This window comes from Adhaeribacter aerolatus, assembly GCF_007991635.1.
Lineage (GTDB): Bacteria > Bacteroidota > Bacteroidia > Cytophagales > Hymenobacteraceae > Adhaeribacter > Adhaeribacter aerolatus.
This window is the reverse complement of record NZ_BJYS01000018.1, coordinates 1-13,977: the sequence shown is the minus strand read 5'-3', so window position 1 is coordinate 13,977 and position 13,977 is coordinate 1. Positions and strand designations below refer to the sequence as shown.

The window sequence follows — 13,977 nt, the reverse complement described above, 5'->3', positions numbered from 1 at the left end:
TAAAGGAAGTCTACAACTACAATTTTAAGGTTTTGCAGTTTCAAAGTATTAAAGAAAAATAACTTTTCATAATAGTTATTTTAGATATTCAGCATTTACAACCTTCTGGAACCCTCAATTCAAGCTTGATTATTGAAATATATCTAATTATGGCTCTCAAAATAAAGTTTGTTTAAATCTGAGAGTAGATAAATATCGTTTTATTAAAAAAAACAAAATTTTTTGAAAACCATTCTTTTTATTCAGGCCTAACCGGTAACATTATTAATGCAAGTTCGGACTTAGCTTTACTAATATTTTTGGTTAGTAGTGGGTGGAGGATAAATTAATTTAATTCTTAAATGAACGAGCAGTTACTAATCTTAGAATTATATAAAATTGTTATGATTCATTATTTCGTATTAGCTATACAATTTTTTTTTAATCCTGGTTCCGGATTAACTCTTTGATTAGGAAAGTCATACGGGGTTCAGCCCGGGCTGCTGCTTCTAAAATATCGAGCAGAACCACCTTTTTAATTTTGCCGGGCACGCACAGGTCGGTAATAACGGAAACCGCAAAGCAAGTAAGCCCCATGTGGCGGGCCGCTATTATTTCGGGCACCGTCGACATCCCTACGGCATCGGCGCCGATACCGGCCAAATATTTGTACTCGGCTTTGGTTTCGAGCATCGGTCCTGGTACACTTACATAAACCCCCGTTTGCAAGGTAAACCCGTTTTGGCCGGCAATTGCCAGCGCCTGGTTTACCATTGTCTCGTCATATACCTCACTCATGTCGGGGAAACGCGGGCCTAATGGCTCCAGATTTTTACCGATCAGCGGATTGTCAGGCTGTAGGTTTATATGGTCGGTAATCACCATTAAATCGGAAGTATTAAAATCGGGGTTGAGGCCACCGGCCGCGTTCGAAACAAATAATTTCGCAATGCCCAGCATTTTCATAACCCGTACCGGAAAAACTACCTGGTCCATGGTATAACCTTCGTAATAATGAAAGCGGCCCTGCATTACCACTACACTTCTTTCGGCCAGGTGCCCGAAAATTAATTTACCCGAATGGCTTTCGACGGTTGATACCGGGAAATGGGGAATTTCGTCGTAAGGCAAGCTGTATTTGATAGTGATGTCGTTCACCAAATCGCCTAAACCGGTACCCAGGATAATACCGAACTCGGGGGCAAAGCTATTGGTCTGCTGGATCAGAAAATCGGTAGCATCCTGCAGTTGCTGCATTTGTTTTTCCATATAATATTTTTTAAGGCTAGAAGAAATCACCGGACGGCTTTCAGGTGGCCGTCCGGTTATGCAGAAGAAGGGTTGGCGTTCAGCGAAGTCTATTGAAATTGACTTCGCGGTGCCCTGTAGCTGAATTTAAATTTTTTAACAAGTCACCGCAGCTTAAACCGGCCAGGACGCCTTCGGATGTGCTGGAATAACCGATTGGTTATTTACTGAATATTAAAATCGTAAGGCATGCGCACCTGAATACCTTGCAGCTGCTGGACCTTTTTAGCTTTTTCGTAAAACGGATACATTTCGCCGAGTTCCGCTTTTAAGAAATGCATGCGGGCGCTGGTTTCCATACCCGACATAAAGCTTTCGAGGAATGTTTTCTGGTAAGGCACTTTTTTAAGGGTATATTCTTTTTCGATGCCGGCCCGTTTGGCCGCAATAGCAATAGCCTGGTCTAAACCGCCTAAAACATCTACCAGCCCGCGCTCTTTTGCTTCAACACCCGACCACACCCGACCCGCCGCTAAACTGCGCAGTTGGGCAACCGGCATATTACGGCCTTTAGCTGCTTTAGCTGTAAAATCCTCGTAAACGCGCTCCACGCCATGCTGCACAATCTGGCGTTCGGCCGGCGTTAACTGCCGGGTAATGCTGGGCATATCTGAATAACGACCCGTTTTAACCCGATCTACGGTAATCCCCAATTTATTATCGAGGAAGCCTTCGAGGTTAGCCAGCATCCCGAACACGCCTATGCTACCGGTAATGGTATTGGGGTGCGCCACAATGGTGTCGCAGGCCATGGCAATGTAATAACCACCCGATGCCGCTACATCCGACATAGAAGCAATTACCGGTTTCTCTTTTTTAGCCAGCGTAATTTCGCGCCAGATTACATCGGAGGCCATGGCACTGCCGCCCGGCGAATTAATGCGCAGCACAATAGCTTTCACGTTTTTGTCCCGGCGGGCTTTCCGTACTTCTTCGGCAAATTTGGTACCGCCAATATTATCTTCGCCCCCTTCGCCGTTCACAATATCGCCAGAGGCATAAATAACCGCAATCCGGTTTTTAGAATAACCATCCTCTTCTTTGGCCAGTTTGCGGTAATTTTTCAATTCTACCACATTCAGCTTATCGTCTTTTTTCAGGCCGGTTCTTCCTTTCATGTAGTCTACGGCTTGGTCAAAATAACCCACGTTGGTAATAATACCGTGCTTTAAAGCGTCTTCCGGATAGTGAATCAGCATAGAATCCGATAGCTTCTTCATATCGGCAAAAGATTTGCCCCGGGCTTTGGCAATATTTCGCAAATAATGATCATTCAGGGAGTTGAGGAAAGAAGTAACCTGCAACCGGTTGGGCGCGCTCATTTTTTCGAGCAAGAACGGCTCAACGGCACTTTTAAATTCACCTACTTTAAATATTTCGGGCTGGATATCCAGTTTTTCAAGCGTACCTTTAAAGAACAGCACTTCGGAACTTAAACCGTTTAACTCCAATGCGCCCTGTGGATTCAGGTATTGTTTATCGGCTACCGAAGTGAGGTAATATGCTTTCTCGGAACAAATATCGTTGTAAGCCACAATAAACTTCTTTGATTTCTTAAAGTCCAGAAGTTCGTTCCGGATTTCTTCTACCGTGGCCATGCCGGCCGTTAATATTTCGGTGCTCAGGTAAATACCCTTAATATTATCATCGGTCTTGGCGTGGCGAATGGAGGCTTTTATTTCGTCGAGGCCGTATTTAGAGGTGCCTAAACCACCCAGCAGCCCCATTCCTTCAAACGGGTCGTGTTCGCCCCGCTCGTCAATTTCCCGGTCCAGTTTCAATTCCAGAATCGAATTTTTTCTTACCGTTACCTCATCTTCCGAGGCAGCCGCGGCGGCAATACCCAACAAGATGAGAAACATCAGGAAAAAAAATAAAAAAAGGCCTAAAATGGTGGCCAGGGTATATTTAAAAAACTGTAACATACAAGCTAAGTTTACTACTTATAATAATGGGTACAAGCTACAAATTGTTTAGGTAAAAAGAGAGAATTTTAAAATAATTATACACAAATGATTCGCTTACAAATATTTACAACTAAAATCTACTTGCATTACAAAAACATTTTGGAATACTAAGTTTTATTTACTGCCTTACTTTGAAAGATTCCATCTTGCAGTGGGCAGGTGCTAATTGGTTTTAAATTCCTAAGTCGCGTCCTGGCCAGCGGGCCCCGTCGGTGAGTTCAGACTGTCTAATCTCCCTTTCCTCCTCCGTCGGAATGCCTCGTATCCCGGTACCAGAACCTTAGAAGGGAATCTTCCGGAAGGTACTCACCCCACCGACCAGCGGTAATTGGCTGTAGCCAACTTTTTCGCAATTTTAAATTTATTCATACTAAAGGCCCTTAACTACTAGCTGAACCCGGCTGAAGTAGATTTTACTGACTCCCCTCCTATTATCAAGGTCTTTTATTCTCCTGAAGCTGAGACTTCCCTTCTAAATACCAATAACTAACACCTAATACCCATACTTATCGCCCCACCAGTTACGGAGGTTTTTGCGCATCTCGTTTTCGCGGGCGTTGTTGCCGGGCTCGAAAAGTTTCTTACTTTGCAGTTGCTCCGGCATAAATTCCTGGGGCACGAAGTTCTGGTCGTAATCGTGGGCGTATTTGTAATTTTTGCCGTAGCCAAGTTCCTTCATGAGTTTGGTGGGGGCATTGCGGAGGGGCAGTGGTACGGGTAAATTACCGGTTTGCTTCACCAATTCCTGCGCCTCCCAAATAGCCATGTACGATGAGTTACTTTTGGGCGAAGTAGCCAGGTAAACGGCTGTCTGCGATAAAATAATATTACTCTCCGGGTAACCAATCACCTGCACCGATTGAAAACAGGTGTTAGCCATTATCAAAGCCGTAGGATTGGCATTACCAATATCTTCGGAAGCCAGAATCAGCATGCGGCGGGAGATAAATTTGGGATCTTCGCCACCTTCTATCATGCGGGCCAGCCAGTATAGGGCCGCGTTGGGGTCACTGCCCCGCATGGATTTAATAAAGGCCGAAATAATATCGTAGTGCATCTCGCCGGATTTGTCGTACATGGCAATATGCTGCTGCGCCATTTCCTGTACAAACGCATCGGTGATAATCAGGGCATCGGCATTGGCTCCTTCTACCACAATATCCAACAGGTTCAGGAGTTTGCGGGCATCCCCGCCCGATAGCATGAGCAAAGCATCATACTCCTGTACCTGAATATTTTTCTTTTTCAGCCACTCATCCTCTCTGATAGCCTTGTTGACTAAATCAATAAGTTCTTCTTTGGAAAGGTGCTGTAGTACGTAAACCTGCGACCGTGACAGCAAAGCCGATATCACCTCAAAAGATGGGTTTTCGGTGGTAGCGCCAATTAAGGTGACAATGCCTTTCTCCACCGCCCCCAACAAAGCATCCTGCTGCGATTTGCTGAAGCGGTGAATTTCATCAATAAATAAAATAGTACCAGGGCGGGTTTTAGCCTTCTCAATTACTTCGCGCACATCTTTTACGCCGGCGTTAATGGCGCTCAGCGCCGTAAACGGCAGTTTCAACTGTGAAGCAATAATATTGGCCAACGTAGTTTTACCTACACCCGGCGGTCCCCACAAAATCATCGACGGAATCATGCCCGAATCCAGGTAGCGGCGTAAAATACCTTTTTCGCCTACCAGGTGCTTCTGCCCGGCAAACTGATCGAGCGAATGGGGCCGCATGCGTTCGGCCAACGGAATCTTAGGGCTATTCATGCGCAGCTATTTTAAATTTCCGGTTGCAAGTTAAATATTATTCGTCGCATAATTTTGCGCCCAATAGCTTCTGTTTTTCCGCACTGTATTATACCCAAAAGTGATTACCACTTACCATTATATAAAAGCTTCTCTGTTGTCAGGCTGTAAGCATCTATTGTTTAGAAAGTAAAGTAGGCGATTACCGCTTTACTGGTTTCACCTGTAAAACGGTTTATCCAACAGGTCTTTTCATGATGACAAATGGGAAGAATTAATTTGGGCAGGTATTAAATACCAGGTGGTAGAAATAGCTTTAAAAGAGAAATCCTGAACCAAACTTTTGCGGGTAGTAGTTCAGGATTTTAAATTTTGTGGCTTAATATTTAAATTACTATTACTCCGGCTAGTTAGCGCTAGCGGCCAAAGTCCGGAAAATACCCATCACCGGCGAGACACCGGCGATAGCTGAGATTAAGCGCACTGAGGATTCCATTTTAGTTTTATTTCTTGATGTAAAGGGCCGCTTCTATTAACTCGGTATAAAAATCCTGGATGGTACGGCCGGTAGCTCTTACCTGCTGCGGAATCAGGCTGTTCTCCGTTTGTCCCGGAACGGTATTAATCTCAATAAAATAAAGATTTCCGGTGCCTTCTTCCAGGATATAGTCCATGCGGGTTATGCCTTTGCAATTCAGCTTTTCGAAAACCAAACGGGCTATTTTTTCCACGCTCTGCTTTTCCTCGGGCGTCATACGGCCGGGCGTTATTTCTTCGGTGACGCCGGTGGTATATTTGGCTTCAAAATCAAAAAACTCTTTCGAACTCACAATTTCGGTAGCCGGCAACACGCCAATGCCCTGCGCACCCCGGTAAATGCCAATGGTAAATTCCCGGCCGCTGATAAATTCTTCTACCAGCACCTGGCTATCTTCCTTAAAAGCTTTCGCCAGCGCTTCGGGCAACTCGGCTTCGGTTTTAACTTTGCTCATGCCAATGCTGCTGCCGCCATTATTAGGTTTTACAAATAAGGGAAAGCGCAAGTTTTCGTTTATGCGGGCTACATTATCTCCACTATTCGAAAACAATTGGATGGATTTAGCCACGTGTAATTCCAGAATATCCTGCACAATAGCTTTGGTGTAACCTTTGTTCATGGTAATGGCCGAGGTAAGCGCATCGCAGGTGGTATACGGAATATTTAACATATCGAAATAGCCCTGGAGTTTGCCATCCTCGCCCGGCGACCCGTGTAAACCAATAAACACGCAGTCGAACCTAACCACTGCTCCGTTCAGCGCTAAGGAGAAATCGTTTTTATTTATTTCGTATTTACCACCGTTTTCGTCTTCGTAATACCAGCTTTCGGGCGTGATGATTATTTTATAAACGTCAAACTTTTCCGGGTCTAAATTCCGGCCAATTACCGCCGCACTTTTCAGCGAGATAACCGATTCTCCGGTAAAGCCGCCGGTAACCAGCGCTATTGTTTTTTTCATGCTGCTTTAAAATTTTGAAAGCCCAAGTTAAATATTCTTCTTAAAAAACACGTCCCGGAACAGGTCGGCAATTTTTAAGCCTTGCTATTCCGGGACGTTACACGTATTACGTTTTACGTAAAATGATTTTACAAGTGAATTACCTCGTCGTAAGCGGCGGCGGTGGCTTCCATAATGGCTTCCGACATGGTTGGGTGCGGGTGTACCGATTTGATAATTTCGTGACCGGTGGTTTCGAGTTTACGGGCTACGACTACTTCGGCAATCATTTCGGTTACGTTGGCGCCAATCATGTGGGCACCTAAGAACTCGCCGTACTTGGCATCGAAAATAACTTTTACAAAGCCATCTTTTACGCCGCCGGCGCTGGCTTTGCCCGAGGCCGAGAACGGAAACTTACCCACTTTAATTTCGCGACCCAGTTCGCGGGCTTCTTTCTCGGTGTAACCTACCGATGCAATTTCGGGTGCGCAATAAGTACAGCCGGGAATATTTTTGTAATCGAGCGGCTCCGGATGGTGGCCGGCAATTTTCTCCACGCAAATAATACCTTCGGCCGAAGCCACGTGGGCCAAAGCGGGGCCTTTTACAATATCGCCGATGGCATAAATGCCTTCCACATTGGTTTTGTAAAAATCATCGGTAATTACGCGTCCTTTCTCTACGGCTACGCCTAGTTCTTCCAGACCTAAATTCTCCAGGTTAGTGGCAATACCTACCGCCGACAGCACAATATCGCAATCGATAAACTCTTCGCCGTTGCCTTTCTTAACCCGTACTTTGCAGCCTTCGGCGCTGGTATCTACCGCCTCTACCGAAGCGTTGGTTAAAATATTGATGCCCGCTTTTTTGAAGGAGCGCTCCAGTTGTTTCGAAACTTCTTCGTCTTCAATCGGCACCACGTTCGGCATAAATTCCACAATGGTTACCTGGGTACCCATGGCATTGTAGAAATAAGCAAACTCTACCCCAATCGCTCCGGAACCCACCACCACCATCGATTTAGGTTGTTTTTCCAGCACCATGGCTTCGCGGTAACCAATAATTTTTTTACCATCAATCGGTAAATTTGGTAATTGCCGCGAACGGGCGCCGGTAGCCAGAATAATATGCGGCGCTTCTACGGTACTTTTGGTGCCATCGGCAGCCGTTACTTCTACCTGTTTCTTGCCAACTAACTTGCCGGTACCGGCTATATGATCTATTTTATTTTTCCGGAACAAAAACTGAATGCCTTTGCTCATGCCGTTGGCTACACCCCGGCTGCGGGCTACTACCGCGCCAAAATCGGCAGAAGCATCGGCTACGTTAATGCCATAATCTTTGGCGTGCTGGATATATTCGAAAACCTGCGCACTTTTTAATAAAGCTTTGGTAGGAATACAGCCCCAGTTCAGACAGATGCCGCCTAACTCCGCTTTTTCTACCACGCCTACTTTCATGCCTAATTGCGAAGCCCGGATGGCGGCTACGTAACCACCTGGTCCACTACCTATTACTATTAAATCGTATGATGCTGATGCCATTTTGATAGCGTTTTACGTTTATTAAAGATGCCGCAAATTTACCCGAATATCTCTATTTCACAAACGGATTGAGCGGTTAGCCGTATAGCGTAACGAACTATAAAAATATATGGTTATAAGAATATTTATTAGGAACAATTTTTGCATTAAGCAGTACGTGTAAACAAAACACATTTCCGGCACACCAAACCAACCACTATCAAACCATATTTATGCGATTATATTTAAATATCATTTTTTTTGCGCTACTGTTAACCACTGCCTGTTTGCCCAAAGGTGCTAAATATTACGCCAAAAGTGGTTTAAGCTTGGCTGAACGCGAAAACTACGAAGGCGCTATTGCGGAGTATACCAAAGCCCTGGAGAAAAAACCGGACGATCCGGAGCTTTACAAATTGCGGGGTATTGCCCGGTATGAAACGAAAGATTTTAGTGGCGCCTCCGAAGATTTGAACCAATCGCTGGTGTTAAAAGACGGCGACCCGGAAGTATATAAATATCGCGGCGATATAAAAACCCAGCAGAAAGATTTTAAAGGAGCTATTACCGACTACAACAAAGCCTTAACATTAAACGCCGAATACGCCAACGCCTACAACAACCGCGGCTACTCCCGGGCTAAGTTAAAAGATATTACCGGGGCCATTACCGACTATAACAAAGCCCTGATGCTCAAACCCGATTACGCCGTGGCTTACCAAAACCGCGCCAACGCATTTTTCCGCACCAAATCTTTTCAGGAAGCCTTAGCCGATTATAATAAAGCCATTGAGTATAATCCCGACTTAGCCGAAGCTTATTACAACCGGGGAATTATTCACCGGACGTTAAAGGAGAACGAGGCTGCTTGCCAGGACTGGACTATGGCCCGCGACAAAGGCATTAGCAATGCCGAAAACTTTTTAAAGAAATATTGCAACAAATAAGCTGCTTAGCAGTAAAGAACTTTTTCGTTATGCCGTTGGCTTAAAGTTAATTATCAGTCTAAAAAATTGCTTTTTAGTAGGATTATAAGCGCTTTTTTTACTAACTTTCCTATCCGGGTAAAAAATATGGTGTATAAACTTAAAAGAACGAAGAGGTATGAAAAAAATTTTACTCCTGATTCCTTTGTTGTTGCTGGCCGGCCTTGGCTTTTCTCAAACTTCGATGATAGCTACCAATGCCCCCACCGAAAAAGTACCGGTTTCGGAGCATAAACGACAGGTAAGATTTTATTCGAATGTGCTGGAGGTAAACCCCAAAAACGTAGATGCTTATAAAAGCCGGGCCAAAGCCAATATTGAATTAAAGAATTATAAAGAAGCGATCAAAGATTATACGGCCGTTATCCGGTACGAACCCAGTAATGTAGACGCGTATTACAACCGGGCCGTTGCCAAAGTTAAAATTGACGATTACCGGGGGGCCGTAGCTGATTTCACGAAAGTAATAAAATATAAACCCGAAGATTTAGAAATGTATATGTACCGGGCAGCGGCCAAAATGGCTATGTTAAACAGCCGGTCGGCTATATCGGATTACAATTACGTTTTAAAAACAGATTCTACCTCTACGGAGGCATTATACAACCGGGGTTTGGCCAAATACGAAATACGGGATGACAAAGGCGCTTGTGCCGACTGGAAAAAAGCCGCTCCTAACGATGAACGGGCACAAAAAGCACTCGCTAAATACTGCAAATAGCTGATAATATACCATTTTATAAACCACCTAACTAATATAGTGCTTGGTTTGGAAAACTATTGACACCTCACCCTAAATCCCTCTCCTAAAGGTGAGGGACTTAAATTACCTTATCCGATAAATTGAAACTCAGATACCATGCATTAACTAATCGATTTGTAAGTAAATTATCGTCAGACCGGCTCCCCTTCGCCTTGAGGAGAAGGGGTTGGGGGATGAGGTATTATTGAGTTTGAATACAATTTCACGTTATAGAAGTAAATACACAGCTATGATTCTAATAAAAAGCCTCTGCTCTCCAGAAGAAAGCAGGGGCTTTTTACCTCTTAATTGTATATTATTGTATAATTAATAACTTATTGCTGTTAACTGATTATTGTTAACTGAAAACTGCTCCTATTTATCGGCGGCAAAAAAATGGAAAAAACCTTCTTTTTTACTCGCCACCTCGCTGTAGGTTAATATTACTTTCTTACCGGCCCACTCCACCATGTTATCAAATTCTTCGGTTTCTTCATAAACCAGCTTGCCGGGGCCATAAACCGATTGGAAGTACCTGAGCAATTCCCGGCTGTTCTCGATGCCGGGTGCCGTTATGTAAATATGGTTTAGCCGCCCCTTATGAAAACCGTAGACAATTTCGGTCAGCGGCATCCCATTAATCGATAATTTATCGGTGGCCCGGCGGCAATTGTAATCATCCTCTTCCTGCCATTCGCGCTTCGTTTTCTTAAAGAATTTAATATGCGTGCCCAGTTGCACATCCCGGAACCCGTATTTCTTATCTAACTTCTCTAAAAGCAGCTTTTCTATTCGTGCTTTCTCTAAAAGTTCTTCTTCCGTTAGTGGTTTTTCTACCACCTGAATTGAATCAGTTTTGATTGAATCAACCGGGTTTATAGCCAATTGGTTATCACTTTGGGCTTGGGCGGCCAGGCCGGTACTTAAAAAAAGAAATATTATTGCTGCTGCGCTTCTCATCTCTGCCAATAATGTGCCTGCAATTTTAGTTATTTAACCAACTTAATAAAAATAGAACCGGTATTTTTTACCTCATACTATTTCTTATTCCTGTTATCCAGGTTTCTCTCCAGCCATTTCTCCACCGGGCTTTTGCCTTATTTTAAAATCTTTGGCTACCTTTGGCCTATGAAACTACTCGAAGGAAAAATAGCATTAATCACCGGCGCGTCTAAAGGAATTGGGCGGGCCATTGCCCAGAAATTTGTAGAAATGGGCGCGCAGGTTGCGTTTACGTATTTATCAAGTGTAGAAAAAGGCCAGGCCCTGGAACAGGAACTGGCAGCCGGCGGCACCAAGGTAAAAGGTTACCGCTCCGATGCTTCGGATTTTACCCAGGCCGAGAAGCTGGTAGAAGATGTAGTAAAAGAATTCGGGCGCCTGGATATTTTGGTAAACAACGCCGGTATTACCCGCGACGGCTTGCTGATGCGCATGACCGAAGAGCAGTGGGATACGGTAATTAACACCAATTTAAAATCGGTATTTAACCTCACCAAAGCCGCCACCAAACCCATGATGCGCCAGAAAAGTGGTTCTATCATTAATATGACTTCGGTGGTAGGCATTAAAGGCAACGCCGGCCAGGTAAATTATGCGGCTTCCAAAGCCGGTATTATTGGCTTAACCAAATCGGTGGCGCTGGAATTAGGCTCCCGTAATATTCGCAGCAATGCTATTGCGCCCGGCTTTATCGAAACTGAAATGACCGGCGAACTGGATGCAGCGGTAGTACAAGAATGGAAAAAGGCGATTCCGCTGCGCCGTGGCGGTACGCCCGAAGACGTAGCCAACACCACCGTATTTTTGGCTTCCGACTTATCAGCTTACATCTCGGGCCAGGTACTGCAGGTAGATGGCGGTATGCTAACGTAGTTTCGTTAGTTGTTGTTCGTTAATCGTTATCCGGTTCGTAGTCTTTAAAATATATTCCGGAAATACAACATATAGTTTTTAAAAATAGCGTAAGATTAAACCTTACGCTATTTTTATTATCAAAAACCAAATATTATTTAAACTGTTAAGTCGTTTAGATAATAATGCTTATTTTCGAATAACGAGGAACGACTAACGCATCACGAAACTTGAGTCAATTTAAACTTCTTACTGCATATTCGCCGTGGCTGATATTGGTGTGCCTGGTAGTGGGAGCCCTGTACAGTTGGGCTTTATACTCCCGCAAGGCGCCGTGGTCGCCCCGGCTCAATTATTCGCTGGCTTTGCTGCGGTTTGTGGTTGTTAGCTTTTTGTGCTTTCTGCTGTTAGGACCTTATTTAAAAGCTGTAACCAATACGGCCGAAAAGCCCACCATTGTAGTGGCCCTCGATAATTCGCAATCGGTAGGTCTTTACACAAATAAAAACACGCTAACCAAAACCGCGCAGGAATTAGAAAAACTGGCCGAATCGCTGGGGGAGGAAAATTTCCGGGTGGAGTTTCAGACACTGAACCTGAATACAAATAAACCCAAGCCTACCGAAACGAAATTCGACAACCCCACTACTAACCTGGATGAACTGCTGAGCCACGTGCAGGGTGTTTACGAAAGCCGTAACCTGGCTGGCGTGGTGCTGCTATCCGACGGCATTATCAACAAAGGCAAATCGCCGACCTACTCCGATTTTAATTTTACCGTGTACCCCGTAGCCGTAGGCGATACGGTAGCCAAGAAAGATATTGCCCTGAGCTCGGTGTTGTACAACAAAATTGCTTACAGCGGGAATAAATTCCCGGTAGTTGCCGAAATCCAGCACGAAGGATTTAAAGGCAATACCGCTACCGTTGTACTAAAAGAAAACGGCAAAATCCTCGACCGAAAAAATATTACCCTGCGCCCGGACGGCCAACCTACCCGCGCCGAATTTACTTTAACCGCTACGGCTCCTGGTAAAAAGCATTACGAGATAGAAGCTTTGCCGCAAAAAGGCGAGTTTTCTACCTTAAATAATACGAAACACGCTTACCTCGATATTATTAAAGGCAAACTAAGTGTACTCATTGCCGCCGCCGCGCCGCACCCCGATATCCGGGCCATCCGGGCCGCCATCCAAACGAACGATAACTTCGAAACTGTTTTGTTTATACCGGGCATTACGCAATTTAAACCCGATAAATACGATGTAGCGGTGCTGCACCAGTTACCTTCCCGGCTATCGGGGAATAACGAAGCGTTGGCCTACGTGCGGCAGAAAAATATTCCGGCTTTGTACATTGTTGGTTCCCAAACCGATTTGGCGGCTTACAACCAGCTAGGCACCGGCCTCACCATCAACCGCCGGGGCGGACAGACCGACGAAGTAATTCCCGTGCTAAACGCCTCTTTCCGGAAATTTCAAATCGACCAGACCACCACTTCCGCTTTCGAAAAGTATCCACCGGCTGATGTTCCTTTCGCCGATTTTAACGTATCGCCGGGTACCGAAGTAATATTGCTGCAGCAGGTAGGCCGGGTAAAAACCACCAAGCCGCTGCTCGCCGCTTCGGTTAAAAACCAGAAACACAACGCTACCCTGCTCGCCGAAGGCATTTGGCAATGGCGCCTGACCGAAGGGGCAGCTACCGAAAACCCGGCGCATTTCGACAAACTCATGGTCAGCACCATTCAACTGCTTACGGCTCAGCAAAATAAAAAACGCCTGAACGTATACCCGGTGCAGGACGAATATTATGTAACCGACGATATTCGTTTTGAGGCCGAAGTGTACAATGCCATTTACGAAAGAATATTTGGACAGGAAATTAACCTGCGCATTACCGACGAGAAAAACAAAAGCCGGACCTTTAGTTTTAATAACGGCGAAGGCTTTTCGGGTTTAAATATTGGCAACTTGCCGGGCGGGGTATATTCCTACGTGGCTAGTACCACTTTAGACGGCAAACCTGAACAGGACCGCGGGCAGTTTGTGGTACAGGAACTACAGCTCGAAGCCCTGAATGCCCTCGCCGACCATAACTTACTTTACCAGTTGGCCCAAAAAACCAACAGTCGCCTTTACTACCCGAACCAACTGGAGCAGCTACAAGCCGATATTTTAAAAGCCGACTACAAAAATATTATTTACCCGAACGAGAAACTCGAAGACCTGGTAAACCTGAAATGGCTGTTCTTTGTGCTGCTACTACTCGTTTCTATTGAATGGACGCTACGCAAGTATCACGGCAGTTATTAACCGGTTAAATAATAAATGATTTCCTAATATAGAAGCAGATAAGTAAGTAATTATTGTCATTCAGATTTCTATGACAGGGGT

10 protein-coding genes are annotated in these 13,977 nt (G+C 44.9%); 4 read left to right on the top strand and 6 right to left on the bottom strand.

The genetic code is table 11. The features are described 5' to 3' along the window. Positions 1–420: 420 nt before the first annotated feature. The 5 genes from AAE02nite_RS12595 to lpdA form a co-directional block, all read right to left on the bottom strand. Positions 421–1,248: a purine-nucleoside phosphorylase gene (locus AAE02nite_RS12595; RefSeq protein WP_246151015.1), complete on the bottom strand. Its 828-nt coding sequence runs from the start codon at positions 1,246–1,248 to the stop codon at positions 421–423. Between the two features lie 203 nt (positions 1,249–1,451). Continuing rightward, a complete protein-coding gene (gene sppA / locus AAE02nite_RS12590) occupies positions 1,452–3,212 on the bottom strand; it encodes a signal peptide peptidase SppA (RefSeq protein ID WP_146898098.1) in 1,761 nt (586 codons plus the stop codon). A gap of 535 nt (positions 3,213–3,747) precedes the next feature. Next, a complete protein-coding gene (locus AAE02nite_RS12585; RefSeq protein ID WP_146898097.1) occupies positions 3,748–5,016 on the bottom strand; it encodes a replication-associated recombination protein A in 1,269 nt (422 codons plus the stop codon). A gap of 482 nt (positions 5,017–5,498) precedes the next feature. After that, on the bottom strand, positions 5,499–6,494 hold the full coding sequence (locus tag AAE02nite_RS12580) for a D-alanine--D-alanine ligase (protein WP_146898096.1): 996 nt from the start codon (positions 6,492–6,494) through the stop codon (positions 5,499–5,501). Between the two features lie 128 nt (positions 6,495–6,622). Continuing rightward, positions 6,623–8,020: a dihydrolipoyl dehydrogenase gene (gene lpdA, locus AAE02nite_RS12575; protein ID WP_146898095.1), complete on the bottom strand. Its 1,398-nt coding sequence runs from the start codon at positions 8,018–8,020 to the stop codon at positions 6,623–6,625. A gap of 212 nt (positions 8,021–8,232) precedes the next feature. On the opposite strand from lpdA, the gene AAE02nite_RS12570 reads away from it, so the two are divergent. Then, the gene (locus AAE02nite_RS12570; protein WP_146898094.1) at positions 8,233–8,946 is read left to right on the top strand and encodes a tetratricopeptide repeat protein; all 714 of its coding nucleotides are present in this window, start codon (positions 8,233–8,235) and stop codon (positions 8,944–8,946) included. A 157-nt stretch (positions 8,947–9,103) separates the two neighbouring features. Next, positions 9,104–9,706, top strand: a complete 603-nt coding sequence (locus tag AAE02nite_RS12565; protein ID WP_146898093.1) for a tetratricopeptide repeat protein — start codon at positions 9,104–9,106, stop codon at positions 9,704–9,706. A 396-nt stretch (positions 9,707–10,102) separates the two neighbouring features. Here AAE02nite_RS12565 and AAE02nite_RS12560 read toward each other — a convergent pair whose 3' ends face one another. After that, positions 10,103–10,687: a hypothetical protein gene (locus AAE02nite_RS12560; RefSeq protein ID WP_146898092.1), complete on the bottom strand. Its 585-nt coding sequence runs from the start codon at positions 10,685–10,687 to the stop codon at positions 10,103–10,105. Positions 10,688–10,855: 168 nt separating this feature from the next. On the opposite strand from AAE02nite_RS12560, the gene fabG reads away from it, so the two are divergent. Both fabG and AAE02nite_RS12550 read left to right on the top strand, forming a co-directional pair. Continuing rightward, a complete protein-coding gene (fabG, locus tag AAE02nite_RS12555) occupies positions 10,856–11,602 on the top strand; it encodes a 3-oxoacyl-[acyl-carrier-protein] reductase (RefSeq protein ID WP_146898091.1) in 747 nt (248 codons plus the stop codon). Positions 11,603–11,811: 209 nt separating this feature from the next. Beyond that, positions 11,812–13,896 carry a vWA domain-containing protein gene (locus tag AAE02nite_RS12550; RefSeq protein ID WP_146898090.1) on the top strand — a complete coding sequence of 695 codons (2,085 nt, stop codon included), beginning with the start codon at positions 11,812–11,814 and terminating at the stop codon, positions 13,894–13,896. Positions 13,897–13,977: the final 81 nt, after the last annotated feature.

Coding starts and splice junctions, on each gene's coding strand:
- AAE02nite_RS12585 (WP_146898097.1), bottom strand. CDS start 5,016: ATGAATAGCCCTAAGATTCCGTTGGCCGAACGCATGCGGCCCCATTCG.
- AAE02nite_RS12570 (WP_146898094.1), top strand. CDS start 8,233: ATGCGATTATATTTAAATATCATTTTTTTTGCGCTACTGTTAACCACT.
- AAE02nite_RS12565 (WP_146898093.1), top strand. CDS start 9,104: ATGAAAAAAATTTTACTCCTGATTCCTTTGTTGTTGCTGGCCGGCCTT.
- AAE02nite_RS12560 (WP_146898092.1), bottom strand. CDS start 10,687: ATGAGAAGCGCAGCAGCAATAATATTTCTTTTTTTAAGTACCGGCCTG.
- AAE02nite_RS12580 (WP_146898096.1), bottom strand. CDS start 6,494: ATGAAAAAAACAATAGCGCTGGTTACCGGCGGCTTTACCGGAGAATCG.
- sppA (WP_146898098.1), bottom strand. CDS start 3,212: ATGTTACAGTTTTTTAAATATACCCTGGCCACCATTTTAGGCCTTTTT.
- fabG (WP_146898091.1), top strand. CDS start 10,856: ATGAAACTACTCGAAGGAAAAATAGCATTAATCACCGGCGCGTCTAAA.
- lpdA (WP_146898095.1), bottom strand. CDS start 8,020: ATGGCATCAGCATCATACGATTTAATAGTAATAGGTAGTGGACCAGGT.
- AAE02nite_RS12595 (WP_246151015.1), bottom strand. CDS start 1,248: ATGGAAAAACAAATGCAGCAACTGCAGGATGCTACCGATTTTCTGATC.